We start from the raw sequence: 25,813 nt of genomic DNA on the forward strand, positions 1-25,813 counted from the left end.
TGAACACGGTGGCGCCGTTGTGCTGTGCCCGCGAGCGGCACGCTCAGCCGCGTCCGAGCCCACAGCGCGTGTCCGAGGAATCAGTCGATGCCGGGCAGGATGTGCGGCTCGGCGAGGTCGTCCTCGTAGCCGGCCAGGCGGATCGGCGCGGACCTGGCCCAGACCTCGATGTTCTGGAGCTTGTCGCTGCCGCGTCCCGGCTTTCCGTGCCGTTCGGCAGGCCGCTCCTCTTGCTTCGTCAATTCCGGTGTGGTCACCGCGCACTCCTTCGTGTCGCGTAGCCCCGGGCGTCGCCGACGCTCCGGTTCTCATTGCCGGGAATCAGCCGCCCATGCGGGGCAGGGGCAGGAACAGTTCGGTCGCGGTGGCGCCGGGTACGGGGGCGGGACGGCGACTTGGTTGACAAGCCTGTCCCAGGACGGTCGAGGAAGGTTCGTGGACTCCTCGATGACGTCCGTTCACATCAGAGTAACCAAATGAGCGCTTCTGCGCTCGATGGATCGTGTGCCATGGGTCACTTTCAGCCACCGCGTACGGAAAAGACCCGGCCAGGAAATCATCCCTGCCGGGCCTCCGCACTCCGGGGCGACCGCCCCCGCTCCCCTACCAGTTGGCGGGGGCGTAGTCCTTCAGGAAGCATCCGTACAGCGCCTCGCCGGCCTCGCCGCGCACGATGGGGTCGTAGACCCGGGCGGCGCCGTCGACCAGGTCGAGCGGGGCGTGGAAGCCCTCCTCCGCCAGCCGCATCTTGTCCGGGTGCGGACGCTCGTCGGTGATCCAGCCAGTGTCGACGGCGGTCATCAGGATGCCGTCCTTCTCGAACATCTCCTGGGCGCTGGTGCGGGTCAGCATGTTCAGCGCGGCCTTGGCCATGTTGGTATGCGGGTGCCCCGCGCCCTTGTAGCCGCGTCCGAACACGCCCTCCATCGCGGAGACGTTGACCACGTAGGAGTGCTTGGCCGCGGTCGCCGCCATGGCCGGGCGGAGCCGGCTGATCAGGATGAACGGCGCGGTGGAGTTGCAGAGCTGGACTTCCAGCAGCTCGATCGGCTCGACCTCGTCGACTGTCTGGATCCAGCTGTTGGTGTCGTGCAGGTCCGGGACGAGACCGCCCGCGTCGATCGCGGTGCCGGCGGCGATCCGGGCCGGCGAGGCCGAACCGCTGACCAGGGCCAGGTCCGTGACCTCCTGCGCGGTCAGCAGCTCCTTGCGTGCGGCGGGCAGCGCGGCGACCCGGTCGACGCTGCCACTGCCGAAGGTGCCGATGACCTCGGCCGCGGGCAGCTCACCGGCGGGCATCGGGGCGGACTCGGCGGCCAGCAGTTCGCTGTACGCCTGCTGGGAGCGGCGTACCGTCTGCGCCGCGTTGTTGATCAGGATGTCGAGCGGGCCCTCCGCGGCCACCGAGTCGGCGAGGGCGACGACCTGGGCCGGGTCGCGCAGATCGATGCCGACGATCTTCAGGCGGTGGATCCACTCGTCGCTGTCCTCCATCGCCTTGAAGCGGCGGATCGCGTCGTTGGGGAAGCGCGTGGTGATCGTGGTGTGCGCCCCGTCGCGGAGCAGCCGCAGCGCGATGTACATGCCGATCTTGGCGCGGCCGCCGGTGAGCAGCGCCCGGCGGCCCGTCAGGTCGGTGCGCGCGTCGCGGCGGGCCCGGTTCTCCCGGGCGCAGTCCTGGCAGAGCTGGTGGTAGAACGCGTCGACCTCGACGTACCGCGTCTTGCACACGTAGCAGGACCGGGGCCGCTGGAGGATGCCGGCGATCTCGGTCCTGGCGGACGACGACGGCAGGACCCCCTGGGTCTCGTCGTCGATGCGCTCGGCGGAGCCGGTGGCGGTGGCCTCGGTCACCGCCTTGTCGTGCGCGGTCTTGGCGGCCCGGCGCTCCTGGCGGCGGCGCTGCTTCACGGTCCGGTAGACCCCGGCCGTGGCCCGGCGTACCGCGACGGCGTCCGGGTGGTCGAACTCGATGGTGTCGAGTTCGTCCAGCACGCTCAGGCAGACGGCGAGCCGCTCGGGGTCGATACCGGGACCGAATGTCTCGGTCGCGGCCACGATCTCGGGGCCGTCCTCTGTCACCGTCATCGCCGTTCCTCTGTGCTCGTGCCGCCGGCCTCACCGGGGGCGTGGGGCTCGGTCAAGTTTGCCATGATCCGCGAGCTGCTCCGATCGGGTGAGAGCGGGGCCGGTCGGAAGAGGCGCGAAAAAGTTTTGTGCCGGACACGCATGGCCTCACGGATCCGGGGCAAGCGGTGTGCGAAGCACTTGGCGACAAGGAGGGGCCACACATCATGGCGACCACGACGGAGCAGACCGACGGAATCCTCGGCGACGCGTGCACGCTCTCCCGGCAGGACGGCGCACCGCTCGGTGCGGGCACCGCGGAGCTGCCGTGGATCGAGGACACCGGGAAGGTCGCCCCCAAGGACGCCCGGGCCCTCTCGAAGATGTTCCTCGACCAGCTGCAGACGCTGGAGGAGGGCACGCACGAGTACCAGTACGCACGCAACACCCTCATCGAGATGAATCTCTCGCTGGTGCGGTACGCCGCCTCGCGGTTCCGCAACCGCGGCGGTGACGACACCGAGGACATCATCCAGGTGGGCACCATCGGTCTGATCAAGGCCATCGACCGCTTCGACCTGTCGCGCGAGGTGGAGTTCGCCACATTCGCCGTCCCCTATATCGTCGGCGAGATCAAGCGCTTCTTCCGGGACACCACCTGGGCGGTGCACGTGCCGCGCCGGCTCCAGGAGCTGCGGGTCGATCTCGCGAAGGCGAAGGAGGCGCTGTCGGCGCGGCTGGACCGCGATCCGACGGTCGCCGAGCTTGCCGCCCACCTCGACCTGTCCGAGGAGGAGATCATCGAGGGCCTGGTCGCGGCCAACGGGTACTCGGCGGGATCGCTCGACACCCCCAGCGCCGAGACGGACTCCGGCAACGAGCAGCGGTCGCTGGCCGATGTGATCGGCGAGGCCGACCCCGGCATGGAGACCGTCGAGAACCTGCACACGCTGGCGCCCCTGCTGGAGCAGCTGGACGAGCGCGAGCGCCGGATCGTCCAGATGCGGTTCGGCGAGGAGATGACGCAGGCCCAGATCGGCGCGGAGCTCGGGGTCTCGCAGATGCACGTGTCCCGGCTGCTCGCCCGTATCGTCAAGCGGCTGCGGGCGGGGATGTCCGTGGAGGCCTGAGCCTCGCGGCCCCGGGCGCGCGCGAGCGTAACCGGACCCGGGCCGAACCACCCTCTCGAATCGGTCACACACCGGCGGAGTGTGGCCGAAGACGATGTGAACGACGCCCGGCGGCAAATCGCCGGGCGTCGTTCACATATGCTGCGCATCACCGGCGGGCGGCCCGCTCGGTGCAAGGAGAGAGTGAAAACGTGGCTGAGATGCGCGTGGGCGCCCCGGCCCGACCTTCCGTCCCAGGGGCCTTCCCGGTCCAGGCGGCGTCCGAGGCGGAGAACCGCGACTCCGTGTGGGACGTCAGCGGCACCATCCTGCTGGTCGAGGACGACGCCGGCGACGCCCTGCTCGTCGAGGAGATGCTCGCCGACGGTGAGCTGGACCCGACCCTGACGTGGTGCAAGACCCTGTCCGAGGCGTTGGCCTTCCTGCGGTCGCACCAGGCTCCCGTCTGCGTTCTCCTCGACCTGCATCTGCCCGACGTGCACGGTCTGCGGGCCGTCACCCAGATCGTCGAGACGTCCCCCGACGCGGCGATCGTGGTGCTCACCGGCCTGGCCGAGGCCGACGCGGGGCTCGCCGCGGTGGCGACGGGCGCGCAGGACTACCTGATGAAGGGCCTGCTCGACCCGCAGACCCTCGCCCGCGCGATCCGTTACGCCCTCCAGCGCAAGCAGGTGGAACGGGCCGCCTCGGCACTGCGCGCCAACCAGCTGATGGCGCAGGAGAACGCGCGCCTTGAACGCGGCCTGCTGCCCGTCCCCCTGCTGAACGACGACAGCTTCCAGGCCGTCGCCCGCTACGAGCCGGGCCGGGCGCACGGGCTGCTCAGCGGTGACTTCTACGACGTGGTCCAGACGTCGGACGGCACGGTGTGGGCGGTCATCGGTGACGTGTCGGGGCACGGCGCGGCGGAGGCGGCGCTCGGGGTGTGCCTGCGGGTCGCCTGGCGCACCGCCGTCCTGTGCGGCACCGACCCACTGGAACAGCTCGGGCTCCTGGAGTCCATCCTGGTCGCCGAGCGCTCCGACCCCCATGTCTTCGCGACCGTCACCTCGCTGGCCTTTCCGCCCGGCGGCGACCGCGTCCGCGTCATCCGGGCCGGCCACCCCGGGCTGCTGCTCCGGCACGGCACGGAGGTCGACTGGGTGGAGCCCGAGGGCGGGATGGCGCTCGGGCTGCTGCCGGGCCACGGCCAGTGGCCGGTCACCGACCTGGAACTCGCGCCCGGCGCCGCCCTCGTCCTGTTCACCGACGGCCTCTTCGAGGGGCGCACCGGACCCCACAGCAGGCTGGGCGAGGAGGGACTGCTCGGGATGGCCCGGGACATGGCCCCGCTCGCCGCCCGCCCGTTCATCGACGCATTGGTCGCGGGCGCCACTGAGGCGGCGGCCCCCCACGGGGGCCTCGCCGACGACGTCGCCGTCCTGCACCTCGGCTGGAGAAACACCCCACATGAGCAGTGAGATACCGGACACCGCTGTACAGCCGGCCGGCAGGTGGTCGCGGCTGTCCGTACAGAACTGGGTCCACCTGATCCTGGCCGCCTTCGTCCTGGTCGTCTGCGGCTGCGTGGTGGCGGGCGGCCTGGTCCTGGCCAGCATCTCGGACCGGACCACCGAGCTGGTCGACCGCATCCAGCCGGCCCGCTCCGCCTCCTTCCAGCTACAGAACGCGCTGCTGAACCAGGAGACGGGGGTACGGGGCTTCGCGCTGACCGGTGACGCCTCGTTCCTGGAGCCGTTCGCCTCCGGCAAGAAGGAGGAGACGGACGGGCTGGCCCGGGTGCGCTCCGCGATGGGCGACGGCCAGCCCTACAACCGCGACCTGGACCGGATCGCCGCCGCCGCCGCGGAGTGGCGCCGGATGCACGCCGAACCGCTGATCGCCGCTGTCCGGCACGACGGCCCCCAGGCGCGCTCCTCCGCCAGGACCGCCGAGAGCAAGGCGGCCTTCGACGAGCTGCGGCAGCTGTACGGCACCCAACAGGCGCATCTCGACGCCGCCCGGGACCGGGTCCGGGACCAACTGGACGACGCCCGCCACACCCGGGACCGGGTCCTCGCCGCCCTGCTGATCGTCTTCGCGCTCTGTGTGATCGCCCTCAGCGTGCTGCTCCAGCGCACCGTGGGACGGCCCCTGAGCGCGCTCGCCGAGGCGTCCCGGCGGGTCCGCTCCAGCAGCTTCCGCCGGCAGCGGATCGAGGTGCGCGGGCCCGCCGACGTCCGGGCGGTGGCCGCCGCGGTCGAGGACATGCGGGGCAGGCTGGTGGCCGAGCTCGACGCCGTACAGGAGCGGGAGGACGTGCTGGCGCAGCAGACCGTGGAGCTACGGAGGTCCAACTCGGAGCTGGAGCAGTTCGCGTACGTGGCCTCGCACGACCTCCAGGAGCCGCTGCGCAAGGTCGCCTCGTTCTGCCAGCTGCTGGACAAGCGGTACGGGAACGAGCTGGACGGCCGCGGCAAGCAGTACATCGACTTCGCGGTCGACGGCGCCAAGCGCATGCAGGTGCTCATCAACGATCTTCTGACCTTCTCCCGGGTCGGACGGGTCCACGACAGCTGGACGCCCGTGGAGCTCGACCGGTCACTGGACCGGGCGCTCACCAACCTGGCGCTGGTGATCGAGGAGTCGGGGACCACGGTCGTCCGCGAGAACCCGCTTCCGTCGGTCACCGGCGACCCCACGACGCTCGCGATGATCTGGCAGAACCTGATCGGGAACGCCGTGAAGTTCCGCCGCCCCGACGAGCCGTGCGTGATCACGGTCGGGTGCGAGCGGGAGGGGGACGACTGGCACTTCACGGTCGCCGACAACGGGATCGGGATCGCGCCGGAGTTCGCGGAGAAGGTCTTCGTCATCTTCCAGCGTCTGCACGGCCGTGACGAGTACGACGGGACCGGCATCGGCCTCGCCCTGTGCCGCAAGATCATCGAGTTCCACGGGGGCCGGATCTGGCTCGATCCCGATTCCCGTGAGGGGGCGCGGGTCCACTTCTCGCTGCCCGCCGACCCCGACCCCGCGGCCGCGGAGCCGGACGACACCGCCCTGCCCGCCGAGACCTCCGGAGAGACCACGTGAACACCCCCGTAGAGCCCATCGAGGTCCTGCTGGTCGAGGACGACCCGGGCGACGAGCTGATGACCCGTGAGGCGTTCGAGGACAACAAGATCCGCAACACGCTGCACGTGGTCCGCGACGGCGAGGAGGCGCTCGACTTCCTCTACCGCCGCGGCGCGCACACCGAGGCGCCGCGGCCGGATCTGATCCTGCTCGACCTGAACCTGCCGAAGTACGACGGCCGCCAGGTGCTGGAGCGGATCAAGCAGGACCCGGAGCTCGCGCTGATCCCCGTCGTCGTGCTCACCACCTCCTCCGCCGAGGAGGACATCCTGCGCAGCTACAAACTGCACGCCAACGCCTATGTCACCAAGCCGGTCGACCTGGACCAGTTCATCGCGGCCGTCCGGCAGATCGACGACTTCTTCGTCACCGTGGTGCGGCTTCCCGGCCGCGCGTAGTATTCGCTGACGACGCAGGGGAGTGGGATCTCCCGAGGCGGGTACACGATCACAAGAAAGAGGTCTGCGACCTCCCCGCTGCGCCCTGGCTGGAGCACATGAACGAACAGGCGATCTCCCCGGCGGACGACTCCCCCAGGAGCTGTCCGCCCACGGAGGCATTGCACAGCGCCGAAGTGTTCGACGGCGAGCCGGGGTGCATTTCCCAGGCGCGGGCACTGGCCGACCGCTTTCTCAGCAGGCTGGTGTCCGAGTGGATGGCCGTGCTCGGCACGCACACCCGTAACGACCTGATGCTGGCCGTCAGCGAGCTGGTCACCAACGCCGAGCGCTACAGCCACGGCCCGTATCTGCTGGAGCTGGAAGGCACCGCGGAGCGGATCAGCATCACGGTGTACGACAGCAGCAGCGCGCTGCCCGTCTTCTACGCCCCCGACCCGAGCCGCCTGGGCGGCCACGGCATGGAGATCGTGGTGGCCCTGTGCGACCGCGTCACGGCCGAGCGGGTGCCGGTCGGCAAGCGGATCCGGGCCGAGTTCACGCTGAGCAGCTGAGCCGGCCGGGGGCGCGGGGCCGGCCGGGGATCAGTCCCTGGCGCCGGGCCGGCCGAACCAGTCGATGCACATGACCAGGGCGTCGTCCAGTGTGTCCGACGCCCGGTGTTCCGCCAGTTCACGCAGGACCGCGCCGGGGACGGCAGCCGCCGGCAGCAGCCGGGTGGCGAGGACCGCCCTGGGCAGGCCGCGTTCCGCGAACATCTCGCCGAGCGGGGACACCGCGTCGTAGACCCCGTCGCTGACGAGCAGCAGCCGGTCGCCGGGGCGCGCCTGGAGGTGCTGGACGGCGTACTGCGACTCCTCGAACATCCCCAGCGGGAGCTGGGCGTCCAGCGCGACCCGGGTGACCGTGCGGCCGCGCAGGCGCCACAGCTGCGGGGAGCCCGCGTCCACCGCCTCGACCGATCCCGTGGGCAGGTCGAAGCGGAGCAGCAGGGTGGAGACGTGGGCGGCGCCGCGGTGCTGCTCGTAGATGGCCTGGTCGGCCAGGGCCGCCTGGTCCGCGATGCCGATGCCGGCCCTTCTGGCGTTGCGCAGCGCGTTGACGGCGAGGTTGGTGAGGAGGGAGGCACGGATGCCCTCCCCCATGCCGTTGGTCACCGCGACGCTGAGCTGGTCGCCCTCCGCCGCCCAGTCGAAGTTGTCGCCGTGGATGGCGTAGGCGGGTTCGAGCTGGGCGCCTATGGCGTACTCGGCGGCGGCGAACGACCTGGCCGGAAGAAGCTGCCACTGCATCTCGGCGGCGAGGGTGAGGCGCGTGGTGCGCCGGGCCCGCTGGTAGTGGTCGGTGTCCCGTTCGGCGACGACGATCTCGTGGCCGAGGAGGTCCGCCACATGGGTGAGGTCGTCCGTGATCTGCGGGGTGACGCGCGCGGAGGGCAGCCGGACGGTGAGGATGCCGAGGCGTTCGCCCCGGACGGTGACCGGGAAGTGGTGATCGGCCGCGTCGTCGGGGCCGGTGCGGCCCTGGTGCGGCCGCTGGCTGCCGAAGGCGCGGCCCTGGGGGCTGTTGTTCAGGGAGAGCGGCTGGCCGGGACCGTCGCCGGCGTCGACCGGGTTGAGCACGGTCATCCCGTAATCCGCGAGGAGCAGCTGCACCGAGAGGGCGCCGTACGACTTCGCGAGAACCTCGCGCACCGTCTCCACCAGGGCATACGGCGGCGCCGCGCGGAGCGCTCGTTCGATGTGCGTGGGGGCATTCACGCTGCTTCGCCCATTCTTCGGTGGGTGGTGGGAGCGGAGCGAGGCTGACAGGAGCACGCTACGGGTGACAGAGTGGAAGAATGCCCCACCGTACCGGCCTCCCTCATCGCCCTGAACAGGTGTCCGAGGACGTCTGTGCCGCGTCCGAGCTTCTGGAGGTGTTGTGGGGGCGCGGCCAGGAGGCCGCGGCCCGGGGTGCGGTCTCCCCCTCCCAGCTTCGCGCGCTCCTCGTCATCGAGCAGCAGGAGGGGAGCAATCTCCGCTCGCTCGGGGAGGCGCTCGGTTCGCGGGCGCCGTCGGTGAGCCGGCTGTGCGACCGGATGGAGGCCATGGGGCTGGTCCAGCGGGACCCGAGCCCGACGAGCCGCCGGGAGGTGGAACTCAGGCTGACCCTTCGGGGCCGGGAGCTGCTGGAGGAGTACCGGGCGATCCGCACGCGGGAGCTGACCGCCGTGCTGGAGCGGATGCAGCCCTCCGAGGTGACCGCTCTGGCCGTGGGGCTGACCGCCTTCCGCTCGGCGGCATCGCAGCGGCTCACCGGTGCGCGGAGTACCGCCGCCCGGCTTCGCGACGATGTCCCGGACAGCGCCTAGCTTCATGCACGCCCCTGCTTCCGCGTTCCGAAGGCGCCGCTCGGACGGGCGCTCACGTTGATCGTTCGGTACAGATTGTTGCCCCACGAAGAATGTTGTCAAATGGCAACTGTTAATTTTATCGTTGAGCATTCCCGCCGCGAGCAGGGACGGAGCAGAATCGAACTGCCCGTCCGATCGCGGCGTTACCCCCGCCGCCCAGTGCAACACGAGGTGAACGTGCTTCCACCGCCCAGCGCCGGCCGAGCCATGCAGATCGTCCCACGGCACGAACGTGGGGCGCTGGTGCTCTCGGTGACCGGTGACCTCGACATCGACAACGTGGCGCCCCTGGGCACCGCGCTGGAGAACGCGTCGCGGGAGGGTGCCGGGCCGGTCGTCATCGACCTCTCGGACGTGAGTTTCGCCGACTCCACGACGGTGAACGTGCTGCTGCAGGGACAGACGGCCCTCGGTCCCCGGCTGCGGCTCGCCGCACCCTCGGTCTTCATGGAACGGCTGATCTCCGTTCTGGGTCTCGACAGCGCGGTCCCGGTCTTCCCGAGCGTCGCCGAGGCGATCGACCCGCCGCTTCCCGCGTAGCGAAGAGGCAAACACCGAGCGCCCTTCTCCCCGCCGACGGGGAGAAGGGCGCTCGGCCGTGCGGCCGCCCGGTCAGTTCAGGGCGGGCGGGGCGTCCTCGGGCGAGGTACCCCACGCCGACGGCTCGTCGCCCACCCTGAAGGAGAGCGAGCGGGCCGAGCGGATGTCGTCCGTGGTCAGGTACGTGCGCGACTGCTGCGCGCCGTCCAGCCTGGCGGACTGGATGTAGCGGTCGGCGTCCGAGGTGCCGGGGGCGCTGACGGTCAGTGCGCCGTGCGGGTAGTAGCGCCGGTCGAGCTTGATGTCGACGCGCTCGAACGCGGGCGTGGACAGGCCCCAGGTGTCGGTGCCCGGCTGGACCGGGAAGACGCCGATGGAGGAGAGCACCATCCAGGCGGACATCGTGCCGAGGTCGTCGTTGCCGGTCATGCCGGTCGGGCCGTTGGTGAAGAGCGTCAGGGCCGCGTGGACCACGTCGGTCGTCTTCCACGGCTGGCCGGTGGAGAGGTAGGTGTACGGGGCGATGAGGTCGGGCTCGTTCTGCGGGTTGTACTTGTCGGCGTTGTAGTACGCGTACGGGCCGTTCACCCACACCTCGCGGGCGGTCTTCGCCGGGTCGGCGAGGAGCTTGTCGTACGCGAAGAACGAGTCGAGCCGCTGGTTGGCGGAGTCCTTCCCGCCGATGAGGCCGACCATGCCGGGGATGTCCTGCGGCACCATCCACTGGTACTGCCAGGACGTGCCCTCGTGGAAGCCCTCGCTCTGCGCCGGGTCGGCCGGGCCGGTGAAGGCACCGGAGGCGTCGCGGGCACGGAAGAAGCCGGTGGAGGGGTCGAAGATCTTCCGGTAGTTCTGGGCGCGGGCCTCGTAGCGTGCCGCGTCGGCCTGGTGGCCGAGGTCGCGGGCCATCTCGGCGAGCATGCCGTCGGCGAGGGCGTACTCCAGGGTCGCGGAGGCGCCGTGGTCGAAGTCGGAGTCACCGGGCTTCGCGTGCGGCCTGCCCTTGATGTACGGGGCGAAGCCGTCCTTCAGGTACTGGGCGTTGGCCTCGCGGCCCACGGGCGCGGAGTCGGTGGGCGGCACGCCGTCCGCGTTCTTCTTCAGCGCGCGGTACGCCTCCTCCTCGTACCCCTTCAGAAGTCCCTGCTGGTAGGCGTTGGTGAGGAAGGGCGTGACCGGGTCGCCGGTCATGATGTTGGTCTCGACCGTGCCGTAGCCCCACTTGGGCAGCCAGCCGCTCTCCGCGTCGATGCGCAGGACGGATATGGCCATGTCACGGGATTCGCGCGGGGCGAGCAGCGAGAGCAGCTGGGCCTGGGTGCGGTAGGTGTCCCAGAGGGACCAGTTCTGGTAGTACGTGAAACCTTTGGCCTTGTGCTTCTTCTGGTCCCAGCCGGTGTAGCGGCCGTCGACGTCGCTGCCCACGTTGGGCGCGAGGAAGGACCGGTAGAGGGAGGAGTAGAAGGTCCGGCGCAGTTCGTCGCTGCCACCCTGGGCCCTGACGCCTTCCAGGCGGTCCTCCCAGGTGCGTTCGGCGGCGCGCAGGACGTGGTCGAAGGTGTGGCCGCCCTCGGCGCGGAGGTTGAGCGCGGCGCCCCTGGCATCGACGTAGCTGAGGGCCGTGGTGGCCTCGACGGTGCGGTCCTCGGTGGTGTCGAACCGCAGCCAGGCGCCGTTGCGGGCATCGGTCGCCTCGGACTTCTTCGCCCCGGTGACGGCGTCGCCCTTCCAGGTGCCGGAGGCGGTGAAGGGGCGGTCGAAGCGGGTGATCGTGTAGACCGTGTACGGCTTGGTGTCCTGGCAGAAGCCGCTGCCGGTGATGGCCGTCCGGACGGTGCGGTTGTCCAGGATCTCCACGTCGGAGGCGAGCGTCCGGTGCAGCGACTGGCCCGCGTTGAGCAGGACGTTGGCCTTGTCGGTGGCCGGGAAGGTGTAGCGCTGGACGCCGGTGCGCCGCGTGGCGCTCAGCTCGGCCTCGATGCCGTTCTTCAGCCCGACCCTGTAGTAGCCGGGGCTCGCCTTCTCGTCGTCGTGGCTGAACTCCGCCGCGTACTTCGCGTAGTCGGTCTCGGTGACGTCGCCTGTGGTGGGCAGCGTCGGCAGGTCGCCGCCGAGGCCGCAGCCCACGCCGGAGAGGTGGACGGAGGAGAAGCCGCGGATGTGGTTCTCGCCGTAGTCGTAACCGGTGTTGTGGCCGGTGTCCGGCGAGAGCTGCACCATGCCGAAGGGCACGGAGGCGCCGGGGTAGGTGTTGCCCTCGTTCTGGGTGCCGATGAACGGATTGACCAGATCGGTCAGCCGGCCGTCGCTCCGGGGGGCGGCCTCGGCCGTGGCCCCGGGGAGGAGGACACCGCCCAGGAGCGCGGCGGCGGCGAGTACGGCCGCCGGGCCGCGCAGTCCCGGTCGTAGGGTCCGATGCATGGGGAGACTCCTTAGGACAACGTTGTCAGAGTGCGATCATTCTTGGATTCCGCCGTGGCCGCGTCAAGAGGTCGGACGGACACCTCGTGCGTCGGCCCCGTGAAGGCGGCCACTCCGCAAGATCCTTCTGACGTCCGCCGCGGGGAGGACTACCGTCGGGAGGAGGACACCCGGACCACTGCCGTACTACCAGAGCAGTACGCTGGATCGCCGCCTCAGGGACGACGACGTGGCGGCTGCAAAAGGGGATCGTGGTGTACATGAGCTCCCTTGCGCTGTCCGTGCTCCTGTCACTGGTCTCCGCGGTCGCCTACGCGGCCGGGGCGATCGTCCAGGAGCGCGTGGCCACCGCCTCCGACGGCCGATCCTTCGCACCGCTGCGCAACCGGGTCTGGTGGGCGGCCGTCGTCCTCAACGGGCTGGGAGCCGTGCTGCACGTCGTGGCGCTGGCGTACGGCCCGCTGAGCCTCGTGCAGCCGCTGGGAGCGCTCACGATCGTCTTCGCGCTGCCGATGGCCGCGCTGTTCGTACGCCGCAGGGCCGGTGCCACCGCCTGGCGCGGCGCGGTCATGGCGACGGTGGGCCTGGCCGGGCTGCTCGCGCTGACCGGCAGCTCCGAGGCGCACGGGCTGGGGGCCCCGCAGCAGCTGATGCTGGCCGTGGTGACCTTCGGTGCGGTGGCCGCCCTGGTCCTCCTCTCCCGGGCGATGCGCCGGCCGGTGACGCGGAGCGTGGCGCTGGCCGGGGCGGCGGGCGTCGCGTTCGGCATCGCGTCGGTGTACACGAAGACCGTGGCCATGGAGTGGACAGCGGGCGCCGTGAAGTCCGGGCTGCTGCCCCTGCTGGTGATCGCGGCGCTGGCGGGCGCCGGTCTGCTGCTGTCCCAGGCGGCCTACCGGGGCGCGGGGCTGACGGCCCCGCTGGCCACGGTGACCGTGGTGAATCCGGTGGTGGCCGCGGCGGTGGGCATCACGCTGTTCGGCGAGCAGTTCCGGCACGGGGTCGCGGGCACGGTGCTGGCCCTGGCGTGCGGAGCCGTCGCGGCCGGCGGGCTGATCATGCTGACCACGGAACGGATGAGCGCGGAGCGGTCGGCCTCAAAGGCAGTGGCAACCGTGGGCGCCGGAGACACGGCCGAGCCCGCGGATTTCGCCGCGCCCGCCGGGCCGCCGGCCTCGACGGGCATCCTGTCTCGCACGGAGCAGCCGGTTCCGGTCGCCGTGGCCGGCCCCGGGGCGGCGGGTCCGCGGACCCCTCCGCGGGCGCTTCCCGTGCGGATGCCGCTGGAGGGCCTGGCCGGCCGGGTCGAGTTCGGCCCTCCCCCGGGCGCCGGGCGCCGGGCCGGCGGCGAGGCCGGTGACGGGCGCGTTCAGACCCTGACGCCGCCCGCCCTGAGGTAGGCCAGCGGGTCGATGTCGGAGCCGTAGTCGGGGCCGGTACGGACCTCGAAGTGCAGGTGCGGCCCTGTGACGTTGCCGGTGGCGCCGGAGCGGGCGATCCGCTGGCCGCCGCCGACGTGCTGACCGCCGCGCACGAGCAGCGAGGACAGGTGCGCGTACTGGCTGTACTTGCCGTCGCCGTGCCGGATCACGACCTGGTAGCCGTACGGCCCCGCCCAGCCCGCCGACACGACGGTGCCGGCCGCCATCGCCTTCACGGACGTGCCGGTGGGGACGGGGAAGTCGACGCCCGTGTGGTAGCCGCTGGACCAGGAACCGGCCTGGTGGTACGGGGTGCCGGTGCGGGCCGTGACAGGGGCGGTGAGCCCGCTGTGCTTCTGCGCCTGCTCCGTCCTGTGCGTCTGGGTCTTCTTCGGCTGCGGCTTGGTCTGCTGCTTCCGCTGCGGCTCGGGCTTCGGGGCGGGTCGCGGCGCCGTCCTCGTCTTCGCCTCGGGTGCGGTCCTGGGCGGGGCCTTCGGTTCGGCCCTGGTCGCCGTCCTCGGCGCCGGCTTCGGTTCGGCCCTGGTCGCTGTCCTCGGCGTCGGCTTCGTGGCCGTCCCGGGTGTTCCGGTCAGGGTCAGGCGCTGGCCGGGGAAGATGAGGTCCGGGTCCTCGCCGACAACCGTGCGGTTCGCCGCGTAGAGCCGCTGCCAGCCGCCCTGGAGGTGCTGGTCGGACGCGATCCCGGAGAGCGAGTCGCCGGGCGTCACGGTGTACGACTCGCGCTTGCCCGGCACGGTGGTCGGCGTGGCCGCGGACGTGGTCCGCTTGGTCTGCGTGCGGTGGGACGGCGCCGAGGCGCTGACCGGCTTCTTCGGGGTCGGGACGCTCGCCGTGCGCTCGCTCTGCGGGCTGACGTCCGGCGCGGTGCCGCCCCGGGCCAGGCCCGCCTTTCCGGAGCAGACCGGCCAGGCACCGGGTCCCTGACCCTCCAGGACCTTCTCCGCGATGGCGATCTGCTGGTCCCGGGTCGCGAGGTCGGCGCGCGCCGCGTACACCGTGCCGCCGTACGCCGCCCAGGTGGAGCGGGTGAACTGGAGTCCGCCGAAGTAGCCGTTGCCACTGTTGATGTGCCAGTTGCCGGTGGACTCGCAGGCGGCGACCTTCTCCCAGACGTCCGTCGACGCGGCACCCGCCGAAGCGGCCGTCAGGAGTGGGAGGGCGAGACCGGCCCCTCCTGCCGTGACGGTGAGCGAAGCCCGGTTGATGCGGCTCGGCTGGTATCTGCGGTGCCGTCCGTTCGCGGCCATGACTTGGCTCCCCCACTGGCTGTAGGACACGTCGCAAGCGGTCAACTTATGTGCAAACAGCGGGTGATGACAAGACCACGGTACGTTTCGGCCACCGCCCGTCCTGGACGCGACCCCCTGGGGTCCGGCCGCCCGCACCGGGCCCCCATTGACACGGTCGGCGGCGACCGGGACGCTGGGCGCGATAGCCGGGAGAGCGCTCTCCGACAGTCGTGGGAGCGTGGTGCACGCACGAAGGAGCATGGCCGCATGACGGACGAAGAGACCGAACCGCTGCTCGACAAGCTGGACGCGGCACAGAGGGTTCGTCTGCTAACCGGTGCCAGCACCTGGCGCACGCACGCCGAACCGGCCGCCGGACTGCGCGCGCTCACCCTCTCCGACGGACCGGCCGGCGTCCGGGGCGAGACCTGGGACGAACGCGAGACCTCGCTCGTGCTCCCCTCCCCCACCGCGCTCGCCGCCTCCTGGGACGAACGGCTGCTGACGGACCTCGGCGCGCTGCTCGCCTCCGAAGCGAGACGCAAGGGCGTCGACGTGCTGCTGGCCCCCACCCTCAACCTGCACCGCTCCCCGCTGGGCGGCCGGCACTTCGAGTGCTTCTCCGAGGACCCGCTGCTCACCGGCCGCACCGGCGCGGCGCTCATCCGTGGCATCCAGTCGGGCGGAGTGGCCGCCACCGCGAAACACTTCGTCGGCAACGACGCTGAGACGGACCGGCTGACCGTCGATGTCCGCATGGACGAGCGCACCCTGCACGAGGTGTACCTCGCCCCGTTCGAGGAGGCGGTCACGGCCGGGGTCTGGGCCGTCATGTCCGCCTACAACAAGGTCGACGGCGTCACCATGTCCGCCTCGCCGCTCCTGGAGCGCCCCCTCAAGGACGCGTGGGGCTTCGACGGTCTCGTGGTCTCCGACTGGGGCGGCGTGCGCACGCTCCTCGACGCCGCCCGCTCCGGCCAGGACCTGGCGATGCCGGGCCCGGACGGCCCCTGGGCGGCCGGTCTGCTCGCGGCGCTCGAAGAGGGCCTGGTCCCCGCCGGTGCCGTGGATGACAAGGTACGCAGGCTGCTGCGCCTGGCCCGCCGGGTGGGCGCGCTCGGACCGGACCGCCCGGCACACGGGACGACCGGGCCCGGCCGCCCGGCCGACCGCCTCCCGGTGGCTCCGGGCGCCGCGCGCGCCCTGCTGCGCCGCGCCGTCTCAGCCGGTGCGGTGCTCCTCCGCAACGAGGGCGGGCTGCTGCCGCTCGATCCCGCGGCGCTCCGGTCCGTCGCGGTCATCGGCCCGCACGCCACCGCCGTACGCATTCAGGGCGGCGGCAGCGCCGAGGTCTTCCCGGAGCACGTGGTGACCCCGCTGGCCGGGATCGAGCGGGAGCTGGACGGGGTCGCGGCGGTGACCTACCGGCCCGGGCTCCCGGCATCGGAACGGCCGGAACCACTCGGGCGCGACCGGGCCCGCGATCCGCGCGGCGGTGAGCCCGGGGTGCTGGTGCGGCTGCTCGACGCGCGGGGCGCCGAACTCCACGCGGAGCACCGGCTGTCCGGCCGGATCGTGGAGCCGTCGGTCCCGGCCGGGGACGCGGTCGCGGTGGAGATCCGGGCCCTGTTCCGGCCCGCCGAGAGCGGCGTGTGGACCTGGGCGGTGGGCGGCTGGGGCGACATCGCGCTCTCCGTCGACGGCCGGGAGGTGCTGTCCGGCACCTTCCCGCTGGACAGCGACGACCCGACCCGGGTGCACGTCGCCCCGCCGCTGCACACGGCCCGCGTGGAACTGACGGCGGGCCGGGAGGTGGAGGTGGTCGCGCTCCGCTCGCTCGCCCCGGGCACGGGGGTCGCCACGGTCCTCGCCGCCGCCCCGCCCGCCGGCGATGCGGACGTCGCGCGCGCCGCAGCGGTCGCCGCCGCACGCGCGGCCGACGTGGCGGTGGTGGTCGTGGGCACGACGGAGCAGAGCGAGTCCGAGGGCCACGACCGCGAGAGCCTGGATCTGCCGGAGGGTCAGGACGCGCTGGTGCGGGCGGTTCTGCGGGCCAACCCGCGCACCGTCGTGATGGTCAACGCCGGTGGCCCGGTCGCCCTGCCCTGGCACACCCGGGTGCCCGCGCTGCTGCTCGCCTGGTTCCCGGGCCAGGAGGCCGGGAACGGGCTGGCCGACGTGCTGTTCGGGCGCGCCGAACCCGGCGGCCGGCTGCCGACCACCTGGGCCGCCGCCCAGGACGACGTACCGGTGCTCGGGACCGCACCCGGTGCGGACGGGCGGCTGCACTACGCGGAGGGCCCGCACATCGGTCACCGGGCCTGGCTGCGGTCGGGGGCCGTTCCGGCGTACTGGTTCGGCCACGGACTCGGTTACACCGGCTGGGCGTACGAGGAGCTGACGGCCCCGGCGGCGGTACGGGCCGGCGAGCCGTTCGACGTGCGGGTGCGGGTGCGGAACACGGGACGGCGGCGCGGGCGGGAGGTGGTGCAGGTCTACCTGACACGCGGCGGGTCCGCCGTGGAGCGGCCGGTGCGCAAGCTCGTCGGCTACGCGGCGGTCGAGGCGGAGCCCGGGGAGAGCGCGGACGCGGTGGTCCGGGTGGGCGGGCGGGCCCTGGCCCACTGGTCGCCCGGAGGGCGTGGGTGGGAGACGGAGGCCGGTGCGTTCACGCTGCTCGGGGGCCGTTCCGCGGGCGATCTGCCGCTGACCGCGGAGGTCGTGGCGCGGCCGGGTGCGGACTCGGCCGGGAAAGGATCCGGTAACGGTTCGGAGCACGATGGAGAGCGCTCTCCGCTGATGCTATAAATGCGCTCATGACGGATGATCTGCGACCGGCCGGAACACCCACCCTTGAGGACGTGGCGAGGGCGGCCGGCGTTTCCCGCGCCACCGTCTCCCGGGTGATCAACGGCGTACGGAATGTCGACCCGGTGATCCAGGAGGCGGTGCGCCGGGCGGTCGCCTCCACCGGCTACGCGCCCAACCGCGCGGCGCGCTCACTGGTGACCCGGCGCACCGACGCCATCGCGCTGGTGGTGTCCGGCGCGGGCGTCGAGCCGGAGGCGGAGGAGGACACGCCGTCGGACGAGGCGGGCGGCGGCGAGGGGGCCTCGTTCACCGGGCAGGTCTTCGCCGACCCGTTCTTCGGGCGGGTGGTGACCGGTGTCGTCAACTATCTGCGACCGCGCGGGATGCATCCGGTCCTGATGTTCGCCGAGACGTCACGGGCACGGGAGGACGTGGTGGCGTTCCTGCGCCAGGGCAGCGCCGACGGCGCGCTGGTCGTCTCGACGCACGCGGAGGACCCGCTGCCGGGCATGCTCACGGACGCGGGGCTGCCCGCCGTGCTGTACGCGCGCCCGGCGCGGGCGGCCCGGATCAGCTATGTCGACGTCGCCCATCAGGACGGCGCGCGGCTGGCGGCCGAGCATCTGCTGGCCCGGGGCTGCCGCCGGATCGCGACCATCACCGGACCGCTCGACGTACCCGCCGTGCAGGAGCGGCTGGCCGGCTTCCGGGACGCGATGGCGCAGCACGGACACCCCTACATCGCGATCGCCGAGGGGCGGTTCACGCAGGAGAGCGGCGAGACCGCGATGGAGCGGCTCCTGAGCGAACACCCGGACCTGGACGGGGTGTTCGCGGCCAACGACCTGATGGCCACGGGCGCCTGCCACGTCCTGCGGGAGCGCGGCAAGCGGATCCCGGAGGACGTCGCGGTGATCGGCTTCGACGACAGCAGCGCGGCCCTGGCCTGCCGTCCGCCGCTCACCACGGTCCGCCAGCCGGTGGAGGCGATGGCCGCCGAGATGGCCCGGCTGCTGATCGAGCGGCTGGGCAAGCCGGAGGGCGCCGCGACGTCCGTGGTCTTCGAACCGTCACTGGTGGTCCGGGACTCGGCGTAGGGCCTGTCCGGAACCCCGCGGAAGCCCCGCTCACCCCGCCGCCCCCTGCTCCGTCCTGGGCCGTTCCCTGCCGCGCACGGCGTCCGCCGGGGTCCGGAGCGCCGGTGCCGTGGCGCGGGTCCGGGGCGGGGGTGAGGGGCGGCTGCCGCCGCGGGCCAGGAAGTCGGCCAGGGGCAGGGTGGCCGCGCCGACCGTGACCGCGTCCGGGCCGAGGCGGCCCATCTCGATGGTGGTCCGGGCCGCGGCGTGCTTCAGCGCGTACTCCTGGGCGTACCGCCGGATGTCGGGCAGCAGGTGCGGGCCGATGAGGAGGCCCGCCCAGCCGCCGAGCAGGATGCGCTCGGGCAGGAAGAGGTTGATGAGGTCGCCCAGCGCGGCACCCAGGCACTCGGCCGTCTCGTCCAGCAGCGCCACCGCCACCGGGTCGGGTTCCGCTCCGGGCGGCGGGTAGGCGGCGGCGAGGAGCGCGGCGAGCGCGGTCTCGTCGTCGGCGTCGGCGGGCAGCGGGCCGCCCGCCTCGTGCCAGCGTTCACGCATCGCCTCGGCCCCCGCGTACGCCTCCAGGCAGCCGATCGAGCCGCAGCGGCACCGCCGGCCGCGCAGTTGCACGGTGCTGTGGCCCCACTCCAGGGCCTGGCTGCCGCGGTCCTCGTCCAGGAGGTCGCCGTGGTTGACGCAGGCGCCGACGCCGGAACCGATCAGGGCGATCGCCGACGCTCCCGCGCCCCGCCCGCCGCCGAACCACATCTCGGCCTGGCCGAGCGTCTTGGCGCCGTTGTCGATGAAGAACGGGACCTCGGGCGGCACCCGCACGGCGTCCCGGAGCAGCCGCTCGAAGGGGACGGCGCTCCAGTCGATGGTCTGGCCGTGGACCACGGAGCCCACGTCGCCGACGACGCCGTCCGGCGCGTGGCGCTCGATGATGCCGGGGACGCCGATCCCGATGCCGAGCAGCCGGTGCGGGTCGGCGCCGGCGTCCCGCAGCACGTCGGCGACGCCACTGCGGACATGGCCGACGATGCGGTCCACGTCGTAGCCGTGCTGGGCGAGCAGCCGCTCGGTGCGGGCGAGTTCGGTCAGGGAGAGGTCGAAGAGCTCCACCCTGATCCGGGTCTCGCCGATGTCGATGCCGATGAGGAGGCCGCCGCCGGGGGCGACGCGCAGCAGGGTGCGGGGGCGGCCGCCGTCGGAGTCGACGACACCGGCCTCCTCCAGCAGGTTCTCCGCGGAGAGCTCCGTGACGACGTTGCTGATGGAACCCGAACTCAGCCCGGTGGCGGGGCCGAGCTCCTGGCGGCTCAGCGGGCCGTCGAAATACAACCGTTGCAATACCCGCGACCGGTTGCCGCGTCGCAGGTCACGCACGGTCCGTCTGTTGCGCTCAGCCATGTGGCTCCTTCCCTGGCGGAAACATACCGCGACCCCGGGACTTGACGCGACCTTCGCTCACCTCTTAAATCACGTCATAAATTAAGTCCTGAAGGTCGTTCGGGTCCCGAACACGGCCTTCCTCCCCGGAAAGGGGCCATCCCGCATGCGCACCATCAGAGCCGCGGCAGCCGCCACCCTCGCGATCTCCATAGCCGCCGGTGTCACCGGCTGCGGAGGCGGTACGTCCTCGGGCGGCGGCAGCAACGATTCGCCGAAGACCCTCACGTACTGGGCCTCCAACCAGGGCGCCAGCATCGAGGCCGACAAGAAGATCCTGGCTCCCGAGCTGAAGAAGTTCGAGAAGCAGACCGGCATCAAGGTCAAGCTGGAGGTCGTCCCGTGGGCCGACCTGCTCAACCGGATCCTCGCCGCCACCACGTCCGGCCAGGGCCCGGACGTCCTGAACATCGGAAACACCTGGTCGGCCTCGCTCCAGGCGACCGGCGCGCTGCTCCCCTGGAGCAAGGAGAACTTCGACGCGATCGGCGGCCGTGACCGGTTCGTCGACTCGGCGGTCGCCTCGGCCGGCGCGGAGGGCAAGGACCCCGCCGCGGTCCCGCTGTACTCACTGGCGTACGCCCTCTACTACAACAAGAAGAGCTTCGCCGAGGCCGGCATCGAGAAGCCCCCGGCCACCTGGGACGAACTGGTCGCGGACGGCAAGAAGCTCTCCAAGAACGGCAAGTGGGGGCTGGGCGCCGAGGGCTCCAACCTCTCCAACAACATCCACCAGACCTTCGTCCTGGGTCAGCAGCACGGCGCCGACTTCTTCGACGCCGACGGCAAGCCGACCTTCACCTCGGACGGCGCGGTAGCGGCCGTGAAGCAGTACATCGACTTCATGGCCAAGGACAAGATCATCGCCCCGGGCAACGCGGAGTACGCCCAGAACCAGTCCCTGACGGACTTCGCCAAGGGCAAGACCGCGATGGTGCTGTGGCAGGCCGCCGCCTCCACCTTCGCCTCGCAGGGCATGAAGCCCGAGGACTGGGGCGCGGCTCCCGTCCCCGTCGCCGCCGGCACCCCCGGCCAGGGCAAGAACGTCAACTCCATGGTCGCCGGCATCAACATGGCGGTGTTCAAGAACACCAAGAACCTCGACGGCGCCAAGAAGTTCGTGAAGTTCATGACGAGCGACGCCGAGCAGAAGCTGCTCAACAAGACCTACGGCTCGATCCCGCCGGTCAAGGCCGCCCAGGCGGACGAGGCGTTCTCGGCGCCCGACCTCGCGGTCCTGCGCGACACGCTGGCGAAGAGCGCGGCCCCGCTGCCGCAGGTGCCCAACGAGTCGCAGTTCGAGACCGCCGTCGGCACCGCGGTCAAGGAGCTGTGGGCCGACGCTGCCGCCGGCCGTCCCGTGACCACCGAATCCGTCAAGGCGCGCCTGGAAAAGGCCCAGCAGACGATGCAGCAGTAAGGCACCCTTCATGACCGCCACCGTGACCACCGACAGCCTGACGGAAAAGTCGGACAGGGTGACGAGCCGGGGCAGTGGGGGTGCGCGCAGGAGACTGCCGCGCATCCCCGACCGGATCCGCCAGGGCGGACTGCCCTATCTCCTGCTCCTGCCGGCCGTCCTGCTCGAACTCCTCGTCCATGTGATTCCGATGATCATCGGGATCGTGATGAGCTTCCGCCAGTTCACGCAGTTCTACATCAACAACTGGGGCGGGGCGCCCTGGAGTGGCTTCGACAACTACAAGATCGCCGTCGACGTCAACGCCCCGATCGGCGAGGCACTGCTCCACTCGTTCTTCGTCACCTGCGTCTTCACGTTCTTCGCCGTCGGCCTGGCGTGGCTGTTCGGGGTCGCGGCGGCGATCATGCTGCAGGAGAACTTCCGCGGCCGGGGATTCCTGCGGGCGGTCTTCCTCGTCCCGTACGCCTTGCCGGTCTACGCGGCCGTGATCACCTGGGCCTTCATGTTCCAGCGCGACAACGGCCTGGTCAACCACGTGCTCCACGACCAGCTCGGACTCACCGACCAGCCGTCGTTCTGGCTGATCGGCGACAACAGCATCTACGCGCTGATCATCGTCTCGGTCTGGAAGGGCTGGCCCTTCGCCTTCCTGATCGTGATGGCCGGGCTCCAGAACATCCCGCGCGAGCTGTACGAGGCCGCCTCGATCGACGGCGCCGGCATCTGGCAGCAGATCCGCAAGATCACACTGCCTTCGCTGCGCCCGGTCAACCAGGTCCTGGTGCTCGTCCTCTTCCTGTGGACGTTCAACGACTTCAACACCCCGTACGTGCTGTTCGGAAAGGCCGCCCCCGAGAACGCGGACCTGATCTCGATCCACATCTACCAGTCCTCGTTCGTCACCTGGAACTTCGGCACCGGCTCCGCGATGTCCGTGCTCCTGCTGCTGTTCCTGCTGGTCGTGACCGCCGTCTACCTGTTCATCACCTCACGCGGAAGGAAGGGTGCCGATGCCTAGCCATGCCCAGCCGTCCGCGCTGCCGGCGAAGACGACAGGGCGCTCGCGTCCCCGTTCACCCATGGCCGCGCCGCAGTCCTTCCTCTGGGTCCGCCGGATCATCCTGACCTTCCTGACCGGCTTCGTCCTGCTGCCCGTCTATGTGATGGTCAGCAGCTCGCTCAAGCCGCTCCAGGACGTGTCGGGGAAGTTCCACTGGATCCCGTCGGGGCTGACCGTGAAGCCCTACTTCGACATCTGGGACACCGTCCCGCTCGCCCGGTACTTCGTGAACTCGCTGATCGTGGCGGGCGCGGCGACGGTCCTCTCCGTGATCATCGCGGTGTTCTCGGCGTATGCGGTGAGCCGCTACAAGTTCCGCGGCAAGCGCGTCTTCACCGTGACGGTGCTCTCCACCCAGATGTTCCCGGGCATCCTCTTCCTGCTGCCGCTGTTCCTGATCTTCGTCAACATCGGCAACAGCACGGGCGTCGCCCTGTACGGCTCGCGCGGCGGTCTGATCCTCACGTATCTGACGTTCTCGCTGCCGTTCTCCATCTGGATGCTCATCGGCTACTTCGACTCGATCCCCCGGGACCTGGACGAGGCCGCGCTCGTCGACGGCTGCGGGCCGATCCGGGCCCTGTTCCGGGTCGTGGTGCCGGCCGCCGTGCCGGGCATCGTGGCCGTCGCCGTCTACGCGTTCATGACCGCGTGGGGCGAGGTCCTCTTCGCCTCCGTCATGACCAACGACACCACCCGCACCCTGGCCGTCGGCCTCCAGGGCTACGCCACCCAGAACGACGTGTACTGGAACCAGGTCATGGCCGCCTCGCTCGTCGTCAGCGTGCCGATCGTCGCCGGCTTCCTGCTCCTCCAGCGTTACCTGGTGGCCGGCCTGACCGCGGGAGCCGTCAAGTGACCGCTCCGGAAAGGAAGTCCGTGAACGACCTCAGCGCCCTGCCGGCCGGCTTCACCTGGGGCGTCGCCACCGCCGCGTACCAGATCGAGGGGGCCGTGGCCGAGGACGGCCGCGCCCCCTCCATCTGGGACACCTTCTCGCACACCCCCGGCAAGGTGGCCGGCGGCGACACCGGCGACGTGGCCTGCGACCACTACCACCGGGTCCCGGAGGACATCGGCCTGATCAAGGAGGTGGGGGCGAACGCGTACCGCTTCTCGCTCGCCTGGCCGCGCATCGTGCCCGGCGGCGACGGACCGGTCAACGCGGCCGGCCTCGACTTCTACGACCGGCTGGTGGACGGGCTCCTCGATGCCGGGATCACCCCGTTCGCCACGCTCTACCACTGGGACCTGCCGCAGGCCCTGCAGGACCGGGGCGGCTGGACCGTACGGGAGACCGCGGAGCACTTCGCCGCGTACGCCTCGGTCGTCGTGGAACGCCTCGGGGACCGCGTCAAGGACTGGGCGACCCTCAACGAGCCCCTGTGCTCCGCGTGGATCGGCCACCTGGAGGGCACGATGGCACCGGGTCTCACCGACCTGACCGCCGCCGTCCGGGCCTCCTACCACCTGCACCTGGGCCACGGCCTCGCGGTCCGGGCGATCCGCGGCATCTCCCCCGACGCCCGGGTCGGCATCGTCAACAATCTCAGCCCCGTCGAAGCGGCCACCGACCGCGAGGCCGACCGGGCGGCGGCGGTTCGCGGTGACGGGCACACCAACCGCTGGTGGCTCGACCCGATCCTCGGGCGCGGCTACCCGCAGGACATGGTCGACCTGTACGGAGTCGAACTCCCGGTCCAGGAAGGCGACATGGAGCTGATCTCCGCGCCGCTGGACTGGCTGGGCGTCAACTACTACTTCCGCCAGGTCGTCACCGCCGACCCGTCCGGCCCGGTGCCGCACGCGAAGCAGGTGTACCTGCCCGGGTCGCGCCACACCCACATGGACTGGGAGGTGCACGCCCAGGGCCTGGAGCAGCTGCTCCTGCGCCTGACCGAGGAGTACGGCGTCGAGCGCGTCTACGTCACGGAGAACGGCGCGGCCTACCAGGACGTCGTACTCCCCGACGGGTCCGTGCACGACCCCGAGCGCGCCCAGTACCTGGAGGAACACCTCGCCGCCTGTGCCCGCGCCGTCCGCAAGGGCGCCCCGCTCGCCGGCTACTTCGCCTGGTCGCTCCTCGACAACTTCGAGTGGGCGTACGGCTACGACAAGCGGTTCGGCCTGGTCCACGTCGACTACGCGACGCAGCGCCGCACGGTCAAGACCAGCGGCCGCCGCTACGCGGAACTGATCCGCGAGGCGTCGGCTCCCCGCTCCCGCAAGGCCGCCTGACCCGGCCGCCCACCCGGACCGCCCCCGGCCGCGACGGACCACCGCCGCCGCCGGGGGTTTCGCGTCGGCCTGCTCAGCCCCTCCCGGCGCACCGTGGGAGGACACAGGGGGTACACCGGGGCCGGCTCGCGCGTCTGTACCGGGTGCCGGCGCTCCGCGGTCCGGGGCCGGTGCTGGACACCGTCGCCGTCTGCCTCGACGCGGGTGCCGATCCGACGCGGCCGCTCCGCGATCACCTGGCCGGTGTCGGGACGTCCATCGAGGCGCTCGGCGTGCTGCGCGGCCGGCTCGCGCGACTGGACGCGGAGCTGTCGGCCGGACGGGGCCGAGGACAGGTCAGTCCTTCGCGCCGGTCGCCGAGGTCCAGTTCGACAGCAGGAAGTGCAGCGCCTCGACCGCGTGTTCCCAGGAGGTCTGCACCGGTCGGGCGGCCTCGAAGCCGCCCTCGGCCTCCAGGTCGGTGAAGCCGTGGAAGGTGCTGCGCAACAGCCGTACCGCGTCGGTGAGATCCGGGTCGGTCAGGCCGTACGCGCGCAGCATCGCGGAGGTGGTGCGGATGGTGCGGTGGTACGCGGGTGCCTCGGCGACGATCGCGGGGTCGACACGGTAGCGCGTGGCGGCGTACCGGCCGGGGCACTCCAGCGCGAAGGTGCGGTAGGCGTCGGCGAACGCGAACAGCGCGTCCTTCCCGGCCCGGCCCGCCACCGCCGCCTCGATGCGGTCGATGAACTCCTCGGCCGCCAGGAGTGCGACGCGGGTCCGCAGGTCGCCCAGGTTCCTGACGTGGGAGTAGAGGCTCGCGTCCTTGACTCCGAAGCCCCGGGCCAGTGCGGAGATGGTGACCTGGTCGAAGCCGGCCGAGTCCGCCAGATCGGCCGCAGCCGCCACGACCCGGTCGGTCGTGAGCCCCGCGCGCACCATGTCCACCCCTGCCGACGTGTTTCCTAGACCCCTTAGCTTTACGCCTCGCCGAATATACACAGAAGCACGCGGTGGTCACGGGTGGCCGTGACCACC

At 71.5% G+C, this 25,813-nt stretch carries 21 protein-coding genes; 14 read left to right on the top strand and 7 right to left on the bottom strand.

Translation table 11 applies throughout. The features are described 5' to 3' along the window. Positions 1–80 precede the first annotated feature (80 nt). A complete protein-coding gene (locus tag ACN6LM_RS30750) occupies positions 81–257 on the bottom strand; it encodes a hypothetical protein (RefSeq protein WP_365682748.1) in 177 nt (58 codons plus the stop codon). A 346-nt stretch (positions 258–603) separates the two neighbouring features. After that, complete coding sequence (locus tag ACN6LM_RS30755) at positions 604–2,088, bottom strand: SDR family NAD(P)-dependent oxidoreductase (protein ID WP_445068679.1); 1,485 nt, start codon at positions 2,086–2,088, stop codon at positions 604–606. A 206-nt stretch (positions 2,089–2,294) separates the two neighbouring features. On the opposite strand from ACN6LM_RS30755, the gene ACN6LM_RS30760 reads away from it, so the two are divergent. From ACN6LM_RS30760 to ACN6LM_RS30780, 5 genes are all read left to right on the top strand, one after another. Further along, positions 2,295–3,197, top strand: coding sequence for an RNA polymerase sigma factor SigF (locus ACN6LM_RS30760; protein WP_445068681.1), 903 nt, complete (start codon positions 2,295–2,297; stop codon positions 3,195–3,197). Between the two features lie 200 nt (positions 3,198–3,397). Then, entirely contained in the window at positions 3,398–4,657 is a 1,260-nt protein-coding gene (locus tag ACN6LM_RS30765) for a PP2C family protein-serine/threonine phosphatase (protein WP_445068712.1), read from the top strand. Next, positions 4,647–6,272, top strand: coding sequence for a sensor histidine kinase (locus ACN6LM_RS30770; protein ID WP_445068683.1), 1,626 nt, complete (start codon positions 4,647–4,649; stop codon positions 6,270–6,272). The genes ACN6LM_RS30765 and ACN6LM_RS30770 overlap by 11 nt, the downstream gene beginning before the upstream one ends. After that, positions 6,269–6,712, top strand: coding sequence for a response regulator (locus ACN6LM_RS30775; RefSeq protein ID WP_445068685.1), 444 nt, complete (start codon positions 6,269–6,271; stop codon positions 6,710–6,712). The genes ACN6LM_RS30770 and ACN6LM_RS30775 overlap by 4 nt, the downstream gene beginning before the upstream one ends. Before the next feature lie 98 nt (positions 6,713–6,810). Next, the gene (locus tag ACN6LM_RS30780) at positions 6,811–7,266 is read left to right on the top strand and encodes an ATP-binding protein (protein ID WP_445068686.1); all 456 of its coding nucleotides are present in this window, start codon (positions 6,811–6,813) and stop codon (positions 7,264–7,266) included. 30 nt (positions 7,267–7,296) lie between these two features. Here ACN6LM_RS30780 and ACN6LM_RS30785 read toward each other — a convergent pair whose 3' ends face one another. Beyond that, complete coding sequence (locus ACN6LM_RS30785) at positions 7,297–8,472, bottom strand: PP2C family protein-serine/threonine phosphatase (RefSeq protein WP_445068688.1); 1,176 nt, start codon at positions 8,470–8,472, stop codon at positions 7,297–7,299. An 80-nt stretch (positions 8,473–8,552) separates the two neighbouring features. Between ACN6LM_RS30785 and ACN6LM_RS30790 the strand changes: the two genes are divergently transcribed. Continuing rightward, positions 8,553–9,065 (top strand): MarR family winged helix-turn-helix transcriptional regulator, encoded by a 513-nt coding sequence (locus ACN6LM_RS30790; protein WP_445068690.1) that lies wholly within the window; start codon positions 8,553–8,555, stop codon positions 9,063–9,065. 249 nt (positions 9,066–9,314) lie between these two features. Next, positions 9,315–9,647, top strand: a complete 333-nt coding sequence (locus ACN6LM_RS30795; protein ID WP_445068692.1) for an STAS domain-containing protein — start codon at positions 9,315–9,317, stop codon at positions 9,645–9,647. Positions 9,648–9,719: 72 nt separating this feature from the next. On the opposite strand, the gene ACN6LM_RS30800 is transcribed toward ACN6LM_RS30795, so the two are convergent. Beyond that, positions 9,720–12,068, bottom strand: a complete 2,349-nt coding sequence (locus ACN6LM_RS30800) for a GH92 family glycosyl hydrolase (RefSeq protein WP_445068693.1) — start codon at positions 12,066–12,068, stop codon at positions 9,720–9,722. Between the two features lie 251 nt (positions 12,069–12,319). Between ACN6LM_RS30800 and ACN6LM_RS30805 the strand changes: the two genes are divergently transcribed. Next, positions 12,320–13,468, top strand: coding sequence for a DMT family transporter (locus ACN6LM_RS30805; protein WP_445068694.1), 1,149 nt, complete (start codon positions 12,320–12,322; stop codon positions 13,466–13,468). Here the strand turns inward: ACN6LM_RS30805 and ACN6LM_RS30810 are convergent. After that, positions 13,438–14,757, bottom strand: coding sequence for a transglycosylase family protein (locus tag ACN6LM_RS30810; RefSeq protein ID WP_445068696.1), 1,320 nt, complete (start codon positions 14,755–14,757; stop codon positions 13,438–13,440). The two genes, ACN6LM_RS30805 and ACN6LM_RS30810, sit on opposite strands and share 31 nt — an antisense overlap. Positions 14,758–15,006: 249 nt before the next feature. Here ACN6LM_RS30810 and ACN6LM_RS30815 point away from each other — a divergent pair, with 249 nt between their 5' ends. Continuing rightward, on the top strand, positions 15,007–17,547 hold the full coding sequence (locus ACN6LM_RS30815; protein ID WP_445068698.1) for a glycoside hydrolase family 3 C-terminal domain-containing protein: 2,541 nt from the start codon (positions 15,007–15,009) through the stop codon (positions 17,545–17,547). Positions 17,548–17,555: 8 nt separating this feature from the next. Beyond that, the gene (locus ACN6LM_RS30820) at positions 17,556–18,647 is read left to right on the top strand and encodes a LacI family DNA-binding transcriptional regulator (protein ID WP_445068700.1); all 1,092 of its coding nucleotides are present in this window, start codon (positions 17,556–17,558) and stop codon (positions 18,645–18,647) included. A gap of 30 nt (positions 18,648–18,677) precedes the next feature. On the opposite strand, the gene ACN6LM_RS30825 is transcribed toward ACN6LM_RS30820, so the two are convergent. Further along, positions 18,678–20,036, bottom strand: a complete 1,359-nt coding sequence (locus ACN6LM_RS30825; RefSeq protein WP_445068701.1) for an ROK family transcriptional regulator — start codon at positions 20,034–20,036, stop codon at positions 18,678–18,680. 145 nt (positions 20,037–20,181) lie between these two features. Between ACN6LM_RS30825 and ACN6LM_RS30830 the strand changes: the two genes are divergently transcribed. From ACN6LM_RS30830 to ACN6LM_RS30845, 4 genes are read left to right on the top strand one after another with little or no spacing between them, the layout of a single operon-like run. Continuing rightward, positions 20,182–21,495, top strand: a complete 1,314-nt coding sequence (locus ACN6LM_RS30830) for an ABC transporter substrate-binding protein (RefSeq protein WP_445068703.1) — start codon at positions 20,182–20,184, stop codon at positions 21,493–21,495. A gap of 10 nt (positions 21,496–21,505) precedes the next feature. Continuing rightward, positions 21,506–22,516, top strand: a complete 1,011-nt coding sequence (locus tag ACN6LM_RS30835) for a carbohydrate ABC transporter permease (protein ID WP_445068705.1) — start codon at positions 21,506–21,508, stop codon at positions 22,514–22,516. Then, positions 22,509–23,417 carry a carbohydrate ABC transporter permease gene (locus tag ACN6LM_RS30840; protein WP_445068707.1) on the top strand — a complete coding sequence of 303 codons (909 nt, stop codon included), beginning with the start codon at positions 22,509–22,511 and terminating at the stop codon, positions 23,415–23,417. Before ACN6LM_RS30835 ends, ACN6LM_RS30840 begins: the two co-directional genes overlap by 8 nt. Positions 23,418–23,437: 20 nt before the next feature. After that, entirely contained in the window at positions 23,438–24,796 is a 1,359-nt protein-coding gene (locus ACN6LM_RS30845; protein WP_445068708.1) for a GH1 family beta-glucosidase, read from the top strand. 336 nt (positions 24,797–25,132) lie between these two features. Here ACN6LM_RS30845 and ACN6LM_RS30850 read toward each other — a convergent pair whose 3' ends face one another. Further along, positions 25,133–25,717: a TetR/AcrR family transcriptional regulator gene (locus ACN6LM_RS30850; RefSeq protein WP_445068710.1), complete on the bottom strand. Its 585-nt coding sequence runs from the start codon at positions 25,715–25,717 to the stop codon at positions 25,133–25,135. Positions 25,718–25,813: the final 96 nt, after the last annotated feature.

It is taken from the genome of Streptomyces sp. SAS_281 (genome assembly GCF_052542855.1).

Coding starts and splice junctions, on each gene's coding strand:
- ACN6LM_RS30755 (WP_445068679.1), bottom strand. CDS start 2,088: ATGACGGTGACAGAGGACGGCCCCGAGATCGTGGCCGCGACCGAGACA.
- ACN6LM_RS30825 (WP_445068701.1), bottom strand. CDS start 20,036: ATGGCTGAGCGCAACAGACGGACCGTGCGTGACCTGCGACGCGGCAAC.
- ACN6LM_RS30810 (WP_445068696.1), bottom strand. CDS start 14,757: ATGGCCGCGAACGGACGGCACCGCAGATACCAGCCGAGCCGCATCAAC.
- ACN6LM_RS30765 (WP_445068712.1), top strand. CDS start 3,398: ATGCGCGTGGGCGCCCCGGCCCGACCTTCCGTCCCAGGGGCCTTCCCG.
- ACN6LM_RS30850 (WP_445068710.1), bottom strand. CDS start 25,717: ATGGTGCGCGCGGGGCTCACGACCGACCGGGTCGTGGCGGCTGCGGCC.
- ACN6LM_RS30795 (WP_445068692.1), top strand. CDS start 9,315: ATGCAGATCGTCCCACGGCACGAACGTGGGGCGCTGGTGCTCTCGGTG.
- ACN6LM_RS30780 (WP_445068686.1), top strand. CDS start 6,811: ATGAACGAACAGGCGATCTCCCCGGCGGACGACTCCCCCAGGAGCTGT.
- ACN6LM_RS30760 (WP_445068681.1), top strand. CDS start 2,295: ATGGCGACCACGACGGAGCAGACCGACGGAATCCTCGGCGACGCGTGC.
- ACN6LM_RS30820 (WP_445068700.1), top strand. CDS start 17,556: ATGACGGATGATCTGCGACCGGCCGGAACACCCACCCTTGAGGACGTG.
- ACN6LM_RS30800 (WP_445068693.1), bottom strand. CDS start 12,068: ATGCATCGGACCCTACGACCGGGACTGCGCGGCCCGGCGGCCGTACTC.
- ACN6LM_RS30770 (WP_445068683.1), top strand. CDS start 4,647: ATGAGCAGTGAGATACCGGACACCGCTGTACAGCCGGCCGGCAGGTGG.
- ACN6LM_RS30840 (WP_445068707.1), top strand. CDS start 22,509: ATGCCTAGCCATGCCCAGCCGTCCGCGCTGCCGGCGAAGACGACAGGG.
- ACN6LM_RS30815 (WP_445068698.1), top strand. CDS start 15,007: ATGACGGACGAAGAGACCGAACCGCTGCTCGACAAGCTGGACGCGGCA.
- ACN6LM_RS30790 (WP_445068690.1), top strand. CDS start 8,553: ATGCCCCACCGTACCGGCCTCCCTCATCGCCCTGAACAGGTGTCCGAG.
- ACN6LM_RS30835 (WP_445068705.1), top strand. CDS start 21,506: ATGACCGCCACCGTGACCACCGACAGCCTGACGGAAAAGTCGGACAGG.
- ACN6LM_RS30830 (WP_445068703.1), top strand. CDS start 20,182: ATGCGCACCATCAGAGCCGCGGCAGCCGCCACCCTCGCGATCTCCATA.